Here is an 18,487-nt window from a genome sequence, read left to right as displayed (position 1 = left end):
ACGGGTATGTTAGCGGAAATTATTGCCCTTCTTCCATATAAGAAAGGTTCTTGAAGTCTCGAACGGCAGCAGGGATTTGTATTTATTATTCTTGCAAGCACATGCCACAACAATACGCCTATTTTCTTTTCCCGGCGCGTAATTTTTGAAAAAAAGACGACAACCGCTCGCTGCATTCGTCTTCCAACACCCCTCCGACAACTTCGCTCATATGATTGAAACGTGCGTCATCGAGTAGATTCATCAACGTCCCCGCACTGCCGGCTTTCGGATCCGCCGCACCATAAACGACACGTGGCACACGCGCCTGCAACGCTGCGCCCGCGCACATCGGGCACGGTTCCAACGTCACATATAACGTGCATTCCTCCAAACGCCAAGAACCGATCACTTCGCTTGCGGCACGCATCGCGATACACTCCGCGTGGGTGAAGATATGCTGATCCTGCTCGCGGCGGTTGTATGCACGGGCGATTACCCGGTCTTCATGCACAATGACCGCACCAATCGGCACTTCTTTCTCTTTTTCGGCTTTAGCGGCTTCCTCAAGTGCTATTTCCATATAGAATTCATCGTTTTGTTTCATGTGAAACACCTTTTCTATACAATTTCCGGCCATATTGATGGATATGATTTTTTGAATCTACGTTTGAAAGTTCGTCATAATGAACAAGATCGAACATATAAGGAAGTGGATACTCCTCGTTTAAATCGTCGTTTAATCCAACCATGGTTCTGTGCGAAACCCTCTCCCCTACAATAGCAAAATCTACGTCTGACCCTCTTTTGTAGTTGCCCAAAGCACGACTGCCATAAATGATCCCCTTTTCAATCTCCGGATATTTTTCAAGCGCTTTTTGTATATAGAAAAAATCCCGATCGATTAACCCAGTCATATTTATCGTTCCTTTGAGAGTTTTACGTACATCTTTTCCATAAGTAGGAAATAATGTTCTCTAATATTTTTTACTAATTTTGCCGCCACAGCTTCATCATACGTATGCTCAGTCAGGTTTCGATCCGACAACGCGTCTATCCATGTATGCCCGTTCTCTATGAGATCCATTTGATACACTTGTTTTATCGTTTGGCGAGGGCTTTTCACCATATAACCCTCCGCTTCAATGTAATCCTTTAATACTTTCCAAGCCAGCTCAAAGGTCACTTCAAATAATTGAATTAATCCTGCCCGTTCCAACTCTGTTTCGAGCGGATGGTCCTTATATTCTTCCAAAAGAGCGTATGATATTTCAAAATTATTAAAGCGCTGCTTCCATCGTATCTCCTTTGCGTTGTCCATTCAATATCTCTCTTCAGGAATTAGTATCCTTCATTTAACTTGAACTACTCCACCTTAATTTCTATCGAAATTTGAAGATGGAGATTCCTAAGAACACCTTCGTAACCGAAAGTTTTGATTAGGCTATCCCCGCAGTCCCTGCGGTTAACGCACAAGCTTCATTACGAATATTGATACTTGCGTTAATATCTCTATCGTGGTGCGTGTGGCATTTGGGATTTTCGTAATTTGTTTCCATGTCGTCAAACGCATCCGGATAAGTAATCGATTCAAACACTTCTCCGTCATCGGCATTCTCCAAATGGATTGTTACTTCCATTTCTTCTTCGTCCACACCATCAAATCCCTGATACATTAACGCCCATAGAGATACGCCAAAGGTTGCAAAGCCGTCAAAACTATTTTCAAATTGTTCTTGATCGACAACGAACGTTAGTTCATCGAACGAGTCGCTGGCATCCACATCTTCAATCGAAGCAAATTCATCGTCATTCACTATTTCTTCCATATATTCGTCCACTTCTTCTTCCATTTCAGCCATCATTTCCTGATGTGCCTCACCTGTCATTGTAATTGATACAGAACCATCTTCATTCTCCGTGATTTCCTCAATGCCATCTTCTTCATCAGTTTCACTCGCAAGTTCTTCGATAGACCCTGCCCCTGCTTCTTCTATAAGATCAGCAAGAAACGTTACTGCTACGTCTTCTTCGCTGCAGCCAACTAACAATAATGTTGCGCTCATACCATTAAAGCGCTCCGTTTGCTGCAAAAAGATTTCCACTTCATTAAGTATTCGTACTCATTGTTAGGAAGACAGAGCAACAGCCTCTTGTTCCAAGAAATACCTTTCTACAAAATAAACGCCTCTTTTCCAAAAGCAAAGAAGACGTCTACTTATTTCTTATAAATATCACCACGGCTGCCAACCTTCAAAACAAGCACAATGAGATCACCTTGATCGACCTCGAAAATAATTCGGAAATCGCCAACACGCTTTCGAAACGTGCTCGTATAACCTTTCATCCGTGTCACACTTGTATCCGCAAAGGGGTTTCCGCCAATTCCATCAAGGCACCCATTAACCGGTTTCGAGTAGGTTTATCCAACTTTTTAAGATACTTGGCCGCCTGCTTATCAATCCGCAACTCATACATCTTTAATTTCCTTCTTAAGTTCGTCTAGTGTAACATGTTCCCCGTCTTTGATACGTTCACGGGCTTCATTTACTTCCTTTTTTGTTTCGTCGTTCAATTCCAATTCCTCTTCATCAAATAAATGGCGGAAAAAGTCTTCCATTCGAGGCAGCATTTCTTCCGGCAATTCATCCACCAATCGGTGTAATTCTTTTCGCTCAATCATAGCTACTCACCATCCTGTACTTATTATATCATGTTTACAGGAAAACCGTTCAACTTTTCTACGAGTACGTACTTTCCAATGAATATTTCACAATACCGAGAAAGAGCGTAATTCTTATTCCGTTCTAGCGCTCGTTTGCTTAAGACTTGTTCATCACTCATGATATTGCTGGTTTTTTTGTTCAAATGTTTTCTGGGCAATTATCTGATCGAGCTCCCCCCTTTCTAATCAACATAGTTCACATCCAAACCTTCATCCTCCAGAATGGACACAATGCTCGGTTCTTCAGTCATGTGCAACGTACCCACGAACACAAAATACGTTTGACCGGAGTCATTTTCCAATATGTCCTCGATCTGCTCAGCCATATCGAAATTACGGACATCGTTGAGCTCTTTCATATATTCATCTGGATAGTCATCCGTCGGCTCAGCCATCGCATCAACATCTCCATCTCTCCAAATGCTAACGAGATGTTCCAATTCTGCGTCCATGTTCCCCCATTCCGATACAGCAGCTTCAAGCACTCAATTTGCGTATCATCCGAAAAGCCAGCTAACATTTCCATCTGATCCTCATAACTTTCCAGTTCAACAATCTCTTTGCCATCCTCTTCAGCACGATCAAGGAAGTACTGATCGACGCTATGTTGAGCATCATAATCCGTTTGTTCAATCGCCAATTGCAGCAGTAGCATTTCGATATACCATGGCTGGAAGTTGTCAAACATTTTAGCCTCAAAACCGAGTGACTCGAGCGTTCCTTCTACCTCAGCATATAAATCAGCAGGCAAGTGATCTTCCAATGTCATTGTCCCGTCATATGTGGCCAGATCCATAACGTGCGATTGCATGTCATCCGTATCGATATCATTTGTGTTAATCTCCGGTAACACAACGTCCGCTTCTTCATAGGCTTCCTCGGTATTTGATTGCAACGGATAAAAATCTTCTTCCCCGAGATGAATGGTGCCTTGTAAATAAACATTCGTATCCCCTTCTTCCACTTCCCATAGGAAGCCGCCAGTGCCATCTGAACTGTTCTGGCAGGCAGCCAACAGCAAGATGGATAGCAGCATCGAAATAAAAGCTTTATATCGCATTTTTGTATTCCTCCTGGCTCTAAGCTTAATATTCTTTTCTTTAAAACTGTTTCGCAACGTAAACGCGCACTGAAATCATCCAAGACAAAATCAAAATCAGTATGGACGCTGCAGTCACCCCGGTCATCAGGGCTACAGTTGATTGCTGTTGAAGAAAAATAACGATTGTATCGAGAACATTTGTGTTTGAAAGAATCGGTCCCATTACCAGTAAACCGATGAGTACTGCAGAGAAAACGTAACCCATGAAACGATGTCCGAAAATAATGTAAATTGGATAGTAAAATGCAATCACCATCATAATAGCAGCAGCTGCCAGCGCGATTTCAGTTAGCGGTGTATAGCCTGGGATAAGAATGTTTGGTACGATTGTTAATATCAAAAGCAGCATACCGACCAAAAGTCCATTTATATATTTAGATGTGACCACCAAGCAGCGATTAACGGGTAGACTATTGATCAGTATGTGGCTATTATTCTGATCATCAACATAACTAGTTGAGAATAGATAGACACCTACAAACAATATCGATACGAATGAAGGTATTTGATCGTCACCAATGACCCACGCTGCAACAGCGAAAAAAATAAATGTTGCAGCATATGTCGATTGGTTTGAATCGTATTCCTTTAATAATAATGCCTTCATAGTGTCTCCCTCCTTGAAATTGAATTGTGCTGTTCACCTCGAACAATAAAGACCATAATTTGTTCCAAGTTCGCCGGCTCGACTAAAACTTCTTGGCCAAAAACTTTGGCTATTTCAGCACGGTTTGCTGTTAAAGCCTCGAAACCAAAATCCGTCTCCCTAATACCGATCAAATGCTTGCGTGTATCCGCATCAAGTAGCTGTGTGTCTCCTTTTACAATGGCAAAGCGTTCCAAAATATCATCCTTCGTTTCATGAAAAAGAATGTTCCCTTCATCAATGAATGTAATGTAATCGGCAATCTGTTCAAGGTCTGATGTAATATGCGTGGAGAAAAAGATTGTTTTTTCTTCGTCTTGCATAATATCGGAAAACACATTCAAAATTTCGCTGCGAAAAACGGGATCCAAACCGGAAGTTGGTTCATCCATAATAATGAGATCGGCGTGATGAGCTAATGCAATCGCTAACGAGAATTTCATTTTCATACCGCTGGAAAGCTGTTTAATCTTACGCTTAAGCGGCAAGTCGAACTGACGGGCTGTTTCATAAAATAGCGCATCATCCCAGTCCTTATAAAAAGCTGCAATGATTTTTTTCATTTTGTCGATCGTAAGGTGATCATAAAAATGATTTTCCGCGTAAACGAACCCGATACGTTCTTTTACAGCACGTTCATTCTCTTTATGGTCCAATCCAAACAGCTCAATCCTACCCGTATCCATATGAATGAGATTCATAATCATTTTAATCGTACTCGTTTTACCCGCTCCATTTGGGCCAATAAATCCCGTTACAAACCCCTTCTTAACCGGAAAAGAAATATTGTTCAAAGAAAACTGCTTATATTGCTTCGATACATTTTCAAGTTTAATTGTATTTTCCATTATTTGTCCTCCTCATATAACATTTCCAAAAGCTCTTTTAGTTCGCCAAGACTCAAATTCGCCCGCTTACTTTCTTCAATGATTTGTGCCAGCTGCTCTTCAATCTGGTTTAATCGCTTTTCACGAAGTAATTCCATATTTTGACTGGCTACGAACGACCCCTTCCCAACGAACGACGTAATGAAGCCTTCATTTTCTAATTCAACATAAGCACGTTTCGTCGTAATTAAGCTGATGCGTAAATCTTTAGCGAGTTTGCGCATAGACGGAAGAGCGTCCCCTTCCGTCAATTCATCATTTAAGATTTTCTCTTTGATTTGGTTCTTAATCTGCTCATAGATTGGTTCTTTGGACTGGTTAGAAATTAAAATTCTCATAGACATCCTCATTTCAATGAGCTTTTTGTATATAGTGTGTATGTATATAATATACATTTTACCCTTTTATGTGTCAATAAAAAAAATACACTGGATCTCAGTGTATCAACAATGCATATTATTCAAATTTAAAAAAAGCTGCCCTCATCAAAGGAAATTCGTTAGTCCAGAATTCTTATTCCTGTGACTAGCCTTAAACGGTAGACAGGTATGCGCTTTTTCAACAATCGCGCCTCGTTCGTATTATGAGTTTAACCAGTCATTTCTGGTTGAACTCTTTTTAAATGGAGTTAATGATGGAGGTAGCCGGGGTAGAACGTTCGCGCTCGTGGGATCCGATCCCGTCCGTAATACTGTTCACCCCCTCCTTGTAGAAACATGTTTGAGGCTGGTTGGGACAGCGATCCCGTATAACAAGCGAAGCTATGAAACTACAAGATGAGCGAGGGGAGCACCGGCAAATACATTAAGTAAGTGGTGATAAAAGATGGATCCTGTCATTGGCCTGGATATTGCTAAAGGAGAAAGCCAGGTCCAAGCCTTTTTACAAAGGAAAAAGCCTTATAAGAAAAGCTTCAAGTTCACGCACAATCTTCATGGATTACATGAATTTTATCGTTTTTATCAAGACGTTGAGCATGTGTCTGGACAGGCGCCAGTCGTCATCTTTGAGTCAACCGGGCACTATCATGAACCCGTGCTTCAGTTTCTTGAAGAACGTGAGATAACCTACTATTTGATTAACCCGGTCGTTTCCTATGAAGCGAAAAAGACGAGCCTGCGCAAAGTGAAAACGGACGCCATTGATGCACATCACCTGTGTGAGCTTTACTACAAAGAAGACCTGGAAGTGTTTCTAAAGAAAACAATACAGACCATGAACTTACGCAACTTAACCAGACAACATCAAGCATTAACCGAAACTTATGTACAAATCAAACTTCAGTTTCAAGCCACATTGGAGCAGATTTTCCCTGAATACCAAAGCGTTTTTAGCGATTTGTATGCCAATATTTCCTTAACCACCTTGCTTCGTTACCCGACCTCTTACGATGTCAAAAACGCAACACAGCAAGAGCTGGCTGCGGAGATGCAACAAACAGGGCCGAAACGCTCCTATGCGTGGTTTTGGCATAAGGCTCGCCTGTTAAAGGACGCAGCTGAACGAAATCCTTTTAAACGAAACATCGATCAAAGTCATCTGGTTAGCCTTCAGATGTACGTTCAAATGCTGTTCCAATACCAAGAGCATCTATCCAAGTTGAAAAAAGAGATAGACGCCCTGGCTGAAACCTTTGACGAATACCTCATCATCAAATCAATCCCTGGCATTGGGCGTAAAATTGCCGCCACAATCCTATCCGAGATGGGTGATATCAATCAGTTTCAGCACCCTAAGAAACTCGTTGCCTATGCAGGGATTGACCCGAGCGTTCATGAATCCGGGAAGTTTAAAGCTACCATCAATCGAATCACAAAAAGGGGTTCATCAAGGCTTCGGCAAGCTTTGTTCACAGCTGTGCAGTGCGGTTTAACTAAAAATCGCAATGCGAAGCTTAAAGCTTTTTATGATCGAAAACGAGAAGAAGGAAAACCACACAAGACCGCTGTTATCGCTTGTGCTAATAAACTTCTTCACTGGATCCATGCCATGGTAAAGCGTAATGAGGCTTTTGTAGAACAATAACGGTTTTAAAAATACCATAAATACCAAAACCTTCCATTTTGAAAAGGGAAGGTTATTTGGCATGTCTTTTTTTATCTTACCACATTTTTATGGGCTTTTTTAGGCCTGAGTATTGACTAATATTAGCTGGTATTGTTTAAGTGAAGATTTTCACAATTAATTAATACCTAGCTGAGAGAGTTTCATAAGAATAGCAATTTCTTCCATTGCACTAATAAGTAAACAGAGAAGGAGGATAAGAGTAGATACTTCTTATCTCCTTCATTTTAAATTACAGATTATAGTTTAACAAGCGTTCTTCCTCGTACTTTTCCTTCTAATATAGCAGCTAATACTCCGGGTAACTCTTCTAATGAGATTTCATTCACTATCTCTTCATTTAATGTTGTTGGTTTCAAATCATCCCCTAGACGATTCCAAACTTTTAAACGCTTGTTCATTGGATATTGAACCGAATCAACACCAAGCCAATTAATACCTCTTGAAATATGAGGAAAAACGGTTGTGGAAACTTCACTGCCACCTGTGAAACCACATGTAGCTACAGATCCACCATACTTCAATGTACTTAGAATGTATTGGAGCGTTTTTCCCCCAACAGGATCAACCGCTGCTGCCCATTTTTCTTCACGTACTGGATGATTGTCATTATCTACTATCTCATCACGATGAATGATTTGTTTAGCTCCTAATCCCTTCAAATATTCTTCATGGTCTGTTTTTCCTGTACTCGCTACAACCTCATAACCTTTTCTAGCTAAGATATTTACCGCAATGCTGCCTACTCCTCCAGTTGCACCAGCTACTAGAACTGGTCCTTGGCTAGGTTCTAATCCATTATCTTCTAATCGTTGAACGGATATTGCAGCAGTTAATCCAGCTGTGCCAAGAATCATAGAATCCTTTAAAGATAACCCTTTCGGAAGGGAAATAACCCACTCTGCAGGAACACGTGCGACTTCACTAAAGCCGCCAAAGTGACCTGTTCCTATTTCGAAGCTCGTAACAATAACTTCATCCCCTTTGGTAAATCGTTCATCTTTTGAATCAATAACTGTTCCAGCTAAATCAATTCCTGGTACAACAGGATAGGAGGATACAAACTTATTTAGGATGGCTACTGCACCATCTTTAAAATTTACGCTAGAATAGGCTACCTGAATGGTTACGTCGCCTTCTGGAAGATCTTCCATACTTAATTGTTTGATTTCTAACTTCGTTTGATCATTTACTTTGTCTAGTATCATCGCTTTGAAATTATTCATGTTCATCATCCTTTCCTTTCTCTTTTATGATTGGAATTCTCTGTTAAAACCATACATGTACTCGTTGAATGAGCAACAAGACTCTTTTTTTCATCATAGATACAGATTCAATAAAGTCTGCGATAATACGTAATTGTTCTCCACTCGGCTTCATAAACAAATACGCATATTGAACATTATGCTTTTTTTCAAGTGTAGTAAGTTTTTTACTTACTACGGAGAGCAACATCGTTTTTAAAAAGTATACGTACAATTTTAATTGAGATAATTCGAGAACGAACATTCTCTAAAAGATAAAAAAAGAAAGCTTAATCCAAAACAGACAGTGTCGTATCGATAATACTTTCCAATTTTTCTCTATCACCACTTGTTTTCGCTAATACTCGCAATCCCACTAATGAATTATGAATAAACTGGGAGAGTTTTCCTGCATCATGATGATTAGATATTTCTCCCAACGTTTGACCTCGTAGCAATAACTCGTACAGTAGTTTTTCAGTCTTTGAGAAACTATCCGCAACTTTCTCTGCTGCTTCTTCGTCATGTAGGGACAATTCAACTGCTGTTTTTACTGTTAAACAACCAATAGGTTCTTTTTCATTTTTATAAATTGCAATCTCAAATAAACACCTGATGGCCTGTTTTACCGAATCCAGTGGCTTTACTTGCGCATCTATCTTGGCCCCTATTACATCTTCATAGCGTTCCAATGCTTTCATAAATAATGTGTGCTTATCGCCAAATGTATCATACATGCTTCTGCGATGGATTCCCATATGCGTGACTAAATCTTGCATCGAGGTTTTTTCATAGCCTTGTGTCCAAAAGAGCACCATAGCTTTTTGTAATACTTCATTTTCATCATATTCCTTGATTCTAGCCATGCTATCACCTCCCTTGGAACGCATTATAGCATATAGAGAACAAACATTCTCATTTTAAAAAATAGGGTTTATTTCTAACCCTACTCAACTTATGATATCATTTAGAGAACGATCAGTAAAGAAATAACGCCAGCAATTATTATCACCCTTCCCTATGCTTTAGAACCACCAGAAAAAAAGCTTTTTTCTCAATTTATACTTCAATCAAGAGAAAAATTGTTAATTAATAAAATTTTCATCTTACATTATCCTGACTCTTGATAGCCTTATTCCGCAAAATGGCCCAACTGTTGAACAAATTTATTCCGCAACTGCGACCGTTTCAACAGGATTGTGCTCCAAATATTCAAGGAATCTCAGCAAAAACCAATGATTCATTCTCTCTCGATGTAACGAGCCACTTCATGGCCACACTTCTGACAATTTTCACGGAGTGAAATATCATCTCTGAATCCCGCCATCTAATTTTATAATCTGCAATCGTAGTTGTTCCGTCACAGGACACGCAAAACACATTATGGGCGATTTTTTCTCTTGTCCACTCTGGGATTTGATTCCACTGTTCCTGAGCTTTTTTCATGATTAATTTCGCTCCAAGATATGATTTATTCTGTTCTCGCGCCCCTTTAACGTAACAAAAAGCAAGTCGCATAATCCTCGGTTGAAAAATGCGACCTGTCATTCCTCTAAATTGTCCTTTAGTTGCTTCGATTGGTGCAATATTCGAACTACTTCAATGTATTCTATAGATAATCCTGTAGCTTTTTATCATTTTTTCTCTAATAAACTCAGAATTATATTTTGGTACCATTCTTGCCGAATATGGGAATGTGGGAATGGAATCAACCATACCTACAATTTGCTGAGCAATGATCCTTGCATATCTTTCTGAATCCTTTTCAATATACAAACAAATGTTTTCTTAATCTTCAGCCGCTAATAATGACCATCTCAACTCAACCACTTACCCATACGCTCCTTCACTTGATCATGAGTAAGGTACTTTCCCTCATCAAGTTGATTTAATCCGGCGTCAATTTTAGATTGAACAAATATTTCCTCCATAATATCCTCATAAGTGACATCGTTTGGAAGTTCGCTTATCGCTTTTATAACCTCTTCTTTTATACTCATTTTCTCACCTCAGTTATTGATCTTTTCATTATTATAACGGATTTGAATCATCATTTACAGCGTCCCCGACGTATCGTGACTGAGCGACCTGCTAAACCCCTAAAATTCTTCAGATTGCTACAAAGGTTACTTTTCCACTATCTTTTTATACAAGGACTTTCGCAAACCCGATACTCTTTTCGTGAACCTCTCCAACTAAATCGAAAATTTTGATGGAGCATCCCTTACCTTAAATACAGCTGCTTGCAAACGTTACAATTTCATGTGACGTGTTGTTAACGATGTGCTTTTGACGGCCATTGATTCTTCGCCAAAAATTAGGTGCAGCAATCCACCCTGAAGACCGTTGTGCTTTGCGGCGTTTGTTCGTCATCGTATAATCCGGTCTTTTCCTTTGGTTGGTTCACAAACTGACGAGCCAAGACAGTGCCGTTTACATCGATGATAGAACAAACTGCAGAGTTATTAATTCCGAAGTCTACTGCACATATTTTTTGGTCGTTGATTTTGATTTTATTTAATGTCACTTTTGACTGATAACTGAAGTTGAGGAAATATTTTTTCCCAACTTTCACAAGTTTAGGATTATTTTCTTTCCATTCCCAAACGCCACGTTTGTAGAGGTCTTGCTCTTTGAATTTGATATTGATCCATACCCAATCATTTTTATGAAAGATTTTGATTTGAGCTGTTGTATCCGACGCTCTTTCGAACATGTTCCCGCGATAAAACACAGGGAACTCCTTGTGCTTTAATTGTAAGCTCGGAGGATTTTTCGTAAACTTCTTTCCCTCAGAAAGGGCGATTGCTTCTTCTTCCTTCCAATTACGATAATTGGAGCGATAGCTTTTCACTTTACCAAAGGCCGAAGCAATGGCACTCCTGCGAAAATAGGAAGGGAATTTATAAAAACGAGCGTTAAATTCCCGGTACTTTGGAGAAGGGTTTGACTTTGTTGTATAAATGAGTTTTTCTACTTCCGGAACGATAGATTTTGTTGTCATCTCATCAAGGTTATCAAACGCTTTATCAATGACATCGATGATAAAAGATAAAGCATCGTTGTACGTTCGTAAAAAACCGATAATGTGTTGAAGGGTTAGGAGAATAAGACCTTAGCGCCTTACCCCCACTAAATCACAGATTTTGAAGGGGAATGCGGCGCTAATTTTTTGTTCAATGAAAATAAAGAAGTTTACTTTTCATTATTCGCACAACCATTACACACAAAATTTGTGATAAAAAGTTGTTTACTGTTATTCCACAATCGCGCCTCGATCGTATTACTAAAAAACACCCCCTTAACTTTTCGTTAAAGGAGTGCTTCATTTCTTCCAAAATTTCTCTTTAAGACCCCTGGCGGTTTAATGCCCCAAACCGCAAGGGAAACCGGCAGGTGTTGATCGCCTTTATCTCACTTTATTTTTCGATTTGAAAATCGCTGTAAGCATCGTCAGATTAAGTATGGCGGAGGAGGAGGGATTCGAACCCCCGCGGGGCGTTAACCCCCTGGCGGTTTTCAAGACCGCTCCCTTCAGCCGAACTTGGGTACTCCTCCGTATGTAGATCTGTCAGTGACAAAGACCATATTAGCATGTTCGAATCGTGAATGCAAGAAAATAACGCAATTTTTTTAGAAGAACTTGGCTTCGCACCAAGTTCTTCCAATTCATGAATCGATCTTTTCATAAGACGCATCTGAACGTTTTGCATGAGCGATCGTTGCAGTCAACCCATCCGCCAGCGACGTTTCAGGTTCCCACGCGTAGTTCGCGCGCAATTTACGATTGTCCAGATAACTTTTTTCAATGTCGCCAGGCCTTTTTTCCATATAGAGCGGACGGTAGCGCTGGTCCATAACCGCACACAATTCGCGTAACAGCTCTTCGACGCTCGTTTCTTGCCCCGTGCCGACATTATAGACTGGCGATGACTCCTCCGGCTCGCTCGGCTCTTCAAATAAACAATGGAGAATCGCGCTCGCCACGTCTGTCACGTAGATAAAATCCCTTGTTTGTTTTCCGTCGCCATATATGCCGGGTTGCTCGCCATTCAATAACTGTTCAACAAAAATGGTAATGACCCCGGCTTCCGTGTCGACGCTTTGTCTCGGTCCATACACGTTGGCAAACCGCAAAACCCGTGCATCGATATCGTACAACCGCCGATAAGCTTTCACGTATTCTTCACCGGCTTGTTTGGACACGCCGTACGGAGACAGTGGTTCCACCGCTACATCTTCAGCGATCGGCAACGTTTGTTGATCACCGTACACCGCTGCGGACGACGCATAAATGAAATTTTTTACCTCATAAGCCTTCGTTAATTCCAACACGTTCACGGTGCCGTGAATGTTGATGTTTGCATCGTGCTCCGGCGCATCCAGGGAAGGGCTTGCTTTGCTTTGTGCAGCCAGATGGATGACCCCGTCAATGTCGGAGTGTTGCCGGAAGATTTGTTCCAGCCTGTCCCGTTTTGTGATGTCCACATCAAAAAAATACGTGTTTTCGCTTGGGTTCACATGTGCATTTTTCCCGGTACTCAAATTGTCGGCAATAAGTACCGATTTCCCCTGTTCAACGAGTGCATCGACGACGTGCGAGCCAATAAAACCTGCTCCGCCTGTGACAAGTATTTTTTGCATATGCCTATCCTCTTTTTCGAGCCTTATATTGCTGCTATTGGTTATCAAAGGTTGCTTTGCTTTTTTTCTCCATAGACGACGTACTTTTTTTTTCCGTCGTGCCTTCTGTTTTAGACATGTCGAATACAACAGCGAACGTTTTGAGCAGAATAATGATATCTAACCAAAAACTGTAATTCCGGATATAATACAGATCAAATCGTAATTTATCGACCGCTTCCGTGCTGTATTTCCCCATAATCTGGGCATACCCGGTGATCCCCGGTTTTACGGTATTGCGATAACTGTAGTGATAATACTGTTCGGAAAGCTGTTTGATGAAAAATTCACGTTCCGGACGCGGACCGACTAAGGACATGTCCCCTTTTAACACGTTAAACACTTGCGGAAGCTCATCTAACCGCGTGGCGCGAATGATTTTCCCGAATTTTGTAATCCGGTTATCGTTTTCTGGCGACAACATGGGTCCGGTACCGTTTTCCGCCCCTTCAATCATGGAACGGAATTTGTAGATCGTAAAGGCCTGGTCGTTCTGTCCGAGCCGCTCCTGCTTATAGATGATGCTGCCCTTTGGACTCTCGAGTTTAATGCCTAATGTTACCAAAAGCAACAAAGGCGAAGCGAGCAACAAAATCGATCCGGAAGCGAGGATATCAAACGTTCGTTTGATCAGCTTTTCATCCCACGTCAACCCGAATGGTTTTACCGACATGGCCAACGTATCTTCAAGCGGCGTCACCTGCGACCGTTGCATGAGCAGTTCATACAGCGTCGGAATGACATAAACGACTTTGTTGCATTCCATCGCGTGATAAATGATTTGTGATTTTTGCTCTTTGCTGATGTTCGGACATAAAAGCACGTAATCCACTTGCCGAAAGAACGACGTCACGAGGCTAATCGGCGTGTCGGCTTCGATGTGTTTGACGGATGTTCCTTGCAACATCGGATGCTTGACTTTCGACATCATTTTTTGCGCTTCTTCGCCATCCCCGATTAAAAGAACCTTCCCGACGACATTGCGCCGAATGAACTTTAAATATAATGATTTCCAAAAAACCATGAATAAAACGGTGAAGATACTGGCAATTAATATAATGGAACGGGGAAGGGCAAACTCTCTAAACAAGTAAGAAGCTGCCATCGTTAAGAAAGCCATAAAAGACACGGCAATCAGTATCTTCAATAGCACATCCCAAATCGTATTTTTACGGCTCAGCGCATACAGTTCATATACGGAAATAAAGAATAAACCGATCAACAAGATCCAAGGCAACAACGCCACAAACGATGACCAGTTCTCCGCCGGAAAGCCTCCGTAACGTATATAAAATGCGCCAATATAGGCTGCCAAAATAACGAAGAGGTCAATCAATATGATAATAAATTTATGATTTCGCGATTCACTGTTATCCGGCATTCGTACCTCTCCCACTAGATACTGTAAATAAATTCCTGTATTTAAAGATAACGAAAGCATATCCATTCATTAGTCCTTAATATTAAACAGACGAACCATTGATTATGCATGTATACCATACCAAAAATACATGTAAAAGAAAACTGCAAATTCTGCACGAAATCTACAAGGTGATGACAATTTGTGACCGCCATATGAATATTTTAATAATCAAATGAAAAATAAACATTGTCCTACACGGCAATTACCCGGAAGCTTGGAAATTGAATGGATGGTTATGGTGGAAATATGTAATTTTATCGATATGGGCCTCTTGGCCTTTATTGCATCGAAAGGACTCCGGTGATGAACCGGAGTCACATATAAGTTGCTATCTTCTTTCTAAGTCCCACGCATGGGCAATGGCGTCTGCCGTAATATGACCCAATTCAGCTCTACCTTCAGCACTTCCTAACGTTTCTGCATCCACAGCGTTGTCGATAAACAACAACTCTAAAAGGATCGCTGACATGGACGTATTGCGCAACACGCTAAAGTTTGCCGTTTGCGCACCTCGATCCGTTGCATCTAACTCATTAGCAATATACTGATGGACTTCTTCTTGTTTTTCTATGGTTGTACTTGACACATTGCCATTATAAATATAGCTTTCAAATCCACTTGCTAGGCCGTTGAAGGCATTATTGTGCACGCTAACGAAATAATCAGCGCCCCAATCATTTGCCATGGCTGCCCTATCTTCCAGTTCAATGAACTCGTCCGTTGTTCTTGACATCATCACGTCAACGCCTAAGTATTCATCTTCCAATACCTCGGCTGCATGAAGCGATATGTCAAGCGCAACATTTTTTTCCTGTAGGCCATTGCCAGTACCGCCTGAGTCGTGAGCACCGTGACCGGGGTCGATGAAGATTTTGATTTCGTTCATATTTTCAAGTGTTTCAGACAGCGTCGCCAAAGTCACTTCGTCCGCTATACCACTAACCGGTAAGCCGTAGGCTGATTGGAAGTCTTTCACCACTCCTTCTGTTACAGGCCCATAGGCCGTAGAGGGGCTAGATGGAAAGTTGCCAAATCCTAGCTTCGTTAAATCTTCTTTGAGTCCAACGACATAATCGCCGCTCTCACCATCTTGATAAGGTGAACCTAAAATCTCTTCTAGTTTCGACAACGTTATTTCATCGACCATGCCATTTGTCACTAACCCATAATAAGCTTGAAAATCTTTTACAACCCCCTCCGTTACACTGCCATAAACCGTCGAGGGATCGGACGGGAAGTTCCCAAACCCTAACGCGGTTAAATCTTCTTTCAGCTCAACCACATAGTCCCCACTATGGCCGTCTTGATACGACGAAGCAAAGACTTCCTCCATTTGATCTAATGTCGCTTCATCCGCATCTCCCGTCACATCAAGGTCATAGTAGGATTGAAAGTCCTCCACAACGCCTTCAGTTACACTTCCATAATAAATCGATGGGTCCGATGGAAAGTTGCCAAATCCTAACGCGGTTAAATCCTGCTTAAGATCGACAATATGCTCGCCTTGATCTCCATCTTGGTGCGGAGGATCGAAAAGATCGTTGATGGTCGCCAGTGTTTCTTCATCCGCGATGCCACTCACCGGCAATCCTTGTGCCTCTTGGAAATCCTTCACAACTCCCTCGGTTACACTCCCATAGACAGTGGAGGGGTCCGATGGAAAGCTGCCATATCCTAACATCGTTAAATCTTCTTTGAGTTCAACCACATAATCGCCACTATGGCCGTCTTGATACGATGAAGCAAGGACATCTTCCATTTGTTCCAGGGTCGCTTCATCTACGTTCCCTGTCACATCAAGGTCATAGTAAGATTGAAAGTCCTCCACAACGCCTTCAGTTACACTTCCATAATAAATCGATGGGTCCGATGGAAAGTTGCCAAATCCTAACGCGGTTAAATCCTGCTTAAGATCGACAATATGCTCGCCTTGATCTCCGTCTTGGTGTGGCGGCGACAGAAGATCGTTGATGGTCGCCAGTGTTTCTTCATCCGCGATGCCACTCACCGGCAATCCTTGTGCCTCTTGGAAATCCTTCACAACTCCCTCGGTTACACTCCCATAGACAGTGGAGGGGTCCGATGGAAAGCTGCCATATCCTAACATCGTTAAATCTTCTTTGAGTTCAACCACATAATCGCCACTATGGCCGTCTTGATACGATGAAGCAAGGACATCTTCCATTTGTTCCAGGGTCGCTTCATCTACGTTCCCTGTCACATCAAGGTCATAGTAAGATTGAAAGTCTTCCACGACACCTTCTGTCACACTTCCGTAAACCGTTGAAGGATTGGACGGGAAGTTACCGAAACCTAACGCGGTTAAATCCTGCTTGAGATTGACAATATGCTCACCGGTATCCCCGTCTTGGTACGGTGGGTCCAAAAGATCACTTATGATTGCCAACGTTATTTCATCCGCTATACCGCTAACCGGCAAACCTTGTGCCTCTTGAAAATCTTTCACAACTCCCTCGGTTACACTCCCATAGACAGTGGAGGGGTCCGATGGGAAGCTGCCATATCCTAATGCGGTTAAATCTTCTTTCAGCTCAACCACATAGTCACCACTATATCCGTCTTGATACGGGGAGGAGAGAATTTTCTCGATTTTGGCTAATGTTACTTCATCCGCAACCCCGGTCACACCCAGATCATAGTGGGCTTGAAAGTCTTCAACAACTCCTTCCGTCACACTTCCATAAGCCATTGAAGGATCGGACGGAAAGTTTCCAAACCCTAACGCGGTTAAATCCTGCTTGAGCTCATAAACATGCTCACCATTATCTCCGTCCTGATAGCTAACCTCAATACTTTGCATGGTTCGCGGCTCGTCTACTTCATCGGTTTCTTCTTTATTTTCTTGGTTATTGTCTTCGCTTTCTTCTGCTTGATCTTCTTCTTTGACCTTATCTTCGCTTCGCTCTTCTCGTACTTCTTCTTCCAGTAATTCAATTTCAATTTGTTCAACGGTTTCATTACCAGCAACATCCGTGACTTCGATGGTCAATGTGCTCGTTCCTTCTTCGAGCGCATCATTGATTTGAAACCCTCCATCTTCATCGAGAGTCACCGCATCCTCTTGATAGATCTCTTCCTGCTGTTCCAACCTGTACTCAACGTCTGGCGCTTCTTCAATGATTTCATATTCTGATAGAGAAGAATCGATTTGTCCTTGGATGATATTATCTTCGGTTAGATAAATGCCATCTTCATTGACTTCATCTAATTGAATCTTCGCATTGTCACTGTGTACCAAGATTTCTTCTCTCTGGTATAAAGGTTCTTGCGTATCGTCCTGTACAATAATCTCTATGTAATATTGGCCGTCTTCAATGTCCTTCGTTTCTTTCCGGTCTAGACCCTCGACCGTTAAGTCCCATTGGTATTCATGAAGATCTCCATCAACGTCATCGAATTCTTCAATGATCCCGAGCGGTTCCTCCATTTCATAATCTCGGAGATATAGACCTATTTGATCCTTGTTTTCTTCCAGTTCGGAAGAGATCAAGACCTCTTCCGAACTGTCATTGAAAACGTTTGGCTCTACGTCAATTAAATCCTTATTCTCTGATTCATTGGCACCTTCCGCTATTTCTTCTACCGCTGATACAGGAAGACTGGTGCCTACTATTAATACGGTTGCTAGAAAGCTTGCAAAAGTCCTACGTATCGATTTTTTACGTAATTTCATGATAAACGAAATTCTCCTTTTCCACTTAATATACAATATT

General features: G+C 41.5%; 19 protein-coding genes, 1 tRNA gene and 2 pseudogenes. 1 reads left to right on the top strand and 21 read right to left on the bottom strand.

The window, feature by feature from the left end:
• Nucleotides 1–118: 118 nt before the first annotated feature.
• The 11 genes and pseudogenes from tadA to DT065_RS11260 all read right to left on the bottom strand — a co-directional run bounded on the left by tadA (nucleotide 119) and on the right by DT065_RS11260 (nucleotide 5,677).
• On the bottom strand, nucleotides 119–586 hold the full coding sequence (gene tadA, locus DT065_RS11310; RefSeq protein ID WP_114373435.1) for a tRNA adenosine(34) deaminase TadA: 468 nt from the start codon (nucleotides 584–586) through the stop codon (nucleotides 119–121).
• Nucleotides 570–896 (bottom strand): nucleotidyltransferase family protein, encoded by a 327-nt coding sequence (locus DT065_RS11305; protein ID WP_114373433.1) that lies wholly within the window; start codon nucleotides 894–896, stop codon nucleotides 570–572. Before DT065_RS11305 ends, tadA begins: the two co-directional genes overlap by 17 nt.
• Before the next feature lie 2 nt (nucleotides 897–898).
• On the bottom strand, nucleotides 899–1,300 hold the full coding sequence (locus DT065_RS11300; RefSeq protein WP_114373431.1) for a nucleotidyltransferase substrate binding protein: 402 nt from the start codon (nucleotides 1,298–1,300) through the stop codon (nucleotides 899–901).
• Nucleotides 1,301–1,418: 118 nt separating this feature from the next.
• Nucleotides 1,419–2,045, bottom strand: a complete 627-nt coding sequence (locus DT065_RS19880) for a hypothetical protein (protein ID WP_160112523.1) — start codon at nucleotides 2,043–2,045, stop codon at nucleotides 1,419–1,421.
• 152 nt (nucleotides 2,046–2,197) lie between these two features.
• Nucleotides 2,198–2,326 carry a type II toxin-antitoxin system RelE family toxin gene (locus DT065_RS19715; protein ID WP_114373429.1) on the bottom strand — a complete coding sequence of 43 codons (129 nt, stop codon included), beginning with the start codon at nucleotides 2,324–2,326 and terminating at the stop codon, nucleotides 2,198–2,200.
• Nucleotides 2,327–2,331: 5 nt separating this feature from the next.
• Nucleotides 2,332–2,457 (bottom strand): type II toxin-antitoxin system RelE family toxin, encoded by a 126-nt coding sequence (locus DT065_RS19595; protein WP_257791136.1) that lies wholly within the window; start codon nucleotides 2,455–2,457, stop codon nucleotides 2,332–2,334.
• Nucleotides 2,450–2,662, bottom strand: a complete 213-nt coding sequence (locus DT065_RS11285) for a hypothetical protein (RefSeq protein ID WP_114373427.1) — start codon at nucleotides 2,660–2,662, stop codon at nucleotides 2,450–2,452. Before DT065_RS11285 ends, DT065_RS19595 begins: the two co-directional genes overlap by 8 nt.
• 224 nt (nucleotides 2,663–2,886) lie before the next feature.
• Nucleotides 2,887–3,740, bottom strand: a pseudogene (locus DT065_RS11275) (TraB/GumN family protein).
• Between the two features lie 64 nt (nucleotides 3,741–3,804).
• Nucleotides 3,805–4,413: an ABC-2 transporter permease gene (locus DT065_RS11270; protein WP_114373421.1), complete on the bottom strand. Its 609-nt coding sequence runs from the start codon at nucleotides 4,411–4,413 to the stop codon at nucleotides 3,805–3,807.
• Entirely contained in the window at nucleotides 4,410–5,300 is an 891-nt protein-coding gene (locus DT065_RS11265; RefSeq protein WP_114373419.1) for an ABC transporter ATP-binding protein, read from the bottom strand. Before DT065_RS11265 ends, DT065_RS11270 begins: the two co-directional genes overlap by 4 nt.
• On the bottom strand, nucleotides 5,300–5,677 hold the full coding sequence (locus DT065_RS11260) for a GntR family transcriptional regulator (protein ID WP_114373418.1): 378 nt from the start codon (nucleotides 5,675–5,677) through the stop codon (nucleotides 5,300–5,302). The genes DT065_RS11265 and DT065_RS11260 overlap by 1 nt, the downstream gene beginning before the upstream one ends.
• 487 nt (nucleotides 5,678–6,164) lie before the next feature.
• Here DT065_RS11260 and DT065_RS11255 point away from each other — a divergent pair, with 487 nt between their 5' ends.
• The gene (locus DT065_RS11255; RefSeq protein WP_114373416.1) at nucleotides 6,165–7,364 is read left to right on the top strand and encodes an IS110 family RNA-guided transposase; all 1,200 of its coding nucleotides are present in this window, start codon (nucleotides 6,165–6,167) and stop codon (nucleotides 7,362–7,364) included.
• Nucleotides 7,365–7,642: 278 nt separating this feature from the next.
• On the opposite strand, the gene DT065_RS11250 is transcribed toward DT065_RS11255, so the two are convergent.
• From DT065_RS11250 to DT065_RS11205, 10 genes and pseudogenes are all read right to left on the bottom strand, one after another.
• Nucleotides 7,643–8,629, bottom strand: coding sequence for an acrylyl-CoA reductase family protein (locus tag DT065_RS11250; RefSeq protein ID WP_114373415.1), 987 nt, complete (start codon nucleotides 8,627–8,629; stop codon nucleotides 7,643–7,645).
• A gap of 103 nt (nucleotides 8,630–8,732) precedes the next feature.
• Nucleotides 8,733–8,870: pseudogene (locus DT065_RS19345) on the bottom strand (NADP-dependent oxidoreductase); the annotation flags it as partial.
• A 67-nt stretch (nucleotides 8,871–8,937) separates the two neighbouring features.
• Nucleotides 8,938–9,513, bottom strand: a complete 576-nt coding sequence (locus DT065_RS11240; RefSeq protein WP_114373413.1) for a TetR/AcrR family transcriptional regulator — start codon at nucleotides 9,511–9,513, stop codon at nucleotides 8,938–8,940.
• A 346-nt stretch (nucleotides 9,514–9,859) separates the two neighbouring features.
• A complete protein-coding gene (locus tag DT065_RS11235) occupies nucleotides 9,860–10,093 on the bottom strand; it encodes a hypothetical protein (protein WP_160112521.1) in 234 nt (77 codons plus the stop codon).
• Nucleotides 10,094–10,464: 371 nt separating this feature from the next.
• Complete coding sequence (locus DT065_RS11230; protein ID WP_114373409.1) at nucleotides 10,465–10,647, bottom strand: hypothetical protein; 183 nt, start codon at nucleotides 10,645–10,647, stop codon at nucleotides 10,465–10,467.
• Nucleotides 10,648–10,964: 317 nt separating this feature from the next.
• A complete protein-coding gene (locus DT065_RS11225) occupies nucleotides 10,965–11,681 on the bottom strand; it encodes a hypothetical protein (protein WP_522731610.1) in 717 nt (238 codons plus the stop codon).
• Between the two features lie 431 nt (nucleotides 11,682–12,112).
• Nucleotides 12,113–12,205, bottom strand: a tRNA-Ser gene (locus DT065_RS11220).
• A gap of 111 nt (nucleotides 12,206–12,316) precedes the next feature.
• Nucleotides 12,317–13,291: an SDR family NAD(P)-dependent oxidoreductase gene (locus DT065_RS11215; RefSeq protein WP_114373406.1), complete on the bottom strand. Its 975-nt coding sequence runs from the start codon at nucleotides 13,289–13,291 to the stop codon at nucleotides 12,317–12,319.
• Between the two features lie 34 nt (nucleotides 13,292–13,325).
• Nucleotides 13,326–14,711: a sugar transferase gene (locus tag DT065_RS11210; protein ID WP_114373404.1), complete on the bottom strand. Its 1,386-nt coding sequence runs from the start codon at nucleotides 14,709–14,711 to the stop codon at nucleotides 13,326–13,328.
• 370 nt (nucleotides 14,712–15,081) lie between these two features.
• Nucleotides 15,082–18,447 carry a peptidoglycan-binding protein gene (locus tag DT065_RS11205; RefSeq protein ID WP_160112519.1) on the bottom strand — a complete coding sequence of 1,122 codons (3,366 nt, stop codon included), beginning with the start codon at nucleotides 18,445–18,447 and terminating at the stop codon, nucleotides 15,082–15,084.
• Nucleotides 18,448–18,487: the final 40 nt, after the last annotated feature.

It is taken from the genome of Salicibibacter kimchii, assembly GCF_003336365.1.
In the GTDB taxonomy this organism is placed as follows: domain Bacteria; phylum Bacillota; class Bacilli; order Bacillales; family Marinococcaceae; genus Salicibibacter; species Salicibibacter kimchii.
Note: the sequence above shows the minus strand (reverse complement) of the source record. Positions and strands in the feature narration are given on the sequence as shown.

Bases quoted from the DNA above. Each gene is read 5' to 3' on its own strand.
- DT065_RS11235 (WP_160112521.1), bottom strand. From the start codon at position 10,093: ATGAAAAAAGCTCAGGAACAGTGGAATCAAATCCCAGAGTGGACAAGA.
- DT065_RS11270 (WP_114373421.1), bottom strand. From the start codon at position 4,413: ATGAAGGCATTATTATTAAAGGAATACGATTCAAACCAATCGACATAT.
- DT065_RS11305 (WP_114373433.1), bottom strand. From the start codon at position 896: ATGACTGGGTTAATCGATCGGGATTTTTTCTATATACAAAAAGCGCTT.
- DT065_RS11205 (WP_160112519.1), bottom strand. From the start codon at position 18,447: ATGAAATTACGTAAAAAATCGATACGTAGGACTTTTGCAAGCTTTCTA.
- DT065_RS19880 (WP_160112523.1), bottom strand. From the start codon at position 2,045: ATGAGCGCAACATTATTGTTAGTTGGCTGCAGCGAAGAAGACGTAGCA.
- tadA (WP_114373435.1), bottom strand. From the start codon at position 586: ATGAAACAAAACGATGAATTCTATATGGAAATAGCACTTGAGGAAGCC.
- DT065_RS19595 (WP_257791136.1), bottom strand. From the start codon at position 2,457: ATGTATGAGTTGCGGATTGATAAGCAGGCGGCCAAGTATCTTAAAAAG.
- DT065_RS11210 (WP_114373404.1), bottom strand. From the start codon at position 14,711: ATGCCGGATAACAGTGAATCGCGAAATCATAAATTTATTATCATATTG.
- DT065_RS11215 (WP_114373406.1), bottom strand. From the start codon at position 13,291: ATGCAAAAAATACTTGTCACAGGCGGAGCAGGTTTTATTGGCTCGCAC.
- DT065_RS19715 (WP_114373429.1), bottom strand. From the start codon at position 2,326: ATGAAAGGTTATACGAGCACGTTTCGAAAGCGTGTTGGCGATTTCCGA.
- DT065_RS11300 (WP_114373431.1), bottom strand. From the start codon at position 1,300: ATGGACAACGCAAAGGAGATACGATGGAAGCAGCGCTTTAATAATTTT.
- DT065_RS11230 (WP_114373409.1), bottom strand. From the start codon at position 10,647: ATGAGTATAAAAGAAGAGGTTATAAAAGCGATAAGCGAACTTCCAAAC.
- DT065_RS11265 (WP_114373419.1), bottom strand. From the start codon at position 5,300: ATGGAAAATACAATTAAACTTGAAAATGTATCGAAGCAATATAAGCAG.
- DT065_RS11260 (WP_114373418.1), bottom strand. From the start codon at position 5,677: ATGAGAATTTTAATTTCTAACCAGTCCAAAGAACCAATCTATGAGCAG.
- DT065_RS11285 (WP_114373427.1), bottom strand. From the start codon at position 2,662: ATGATTGAGCGAAAAGAATTACACCGATTGGTGGATGAATTGCCGGAA.
- DT065_RS11240 (WP_114373413.1), bottom strand. From the start codon at position 9,513: ATGGCTAGAATCAAGGAATATGATGAAAATGAAGTATTACAAAAAGCT.
- DT065_RS11255 (WP_114373416.1), top strand. From the start codon at position 6,165: ATGGATCCTGTCATTGGCCTGGATATTGCTAAAGGAGAAAGCCAGGTC.
- DT065_RS11250 (WP_114373415.1), bottom strand. From the start codon at position 8,629: ATGAATAATTTCAAAGCGATGATACTAGACAAAGTAAATGATCAAACG.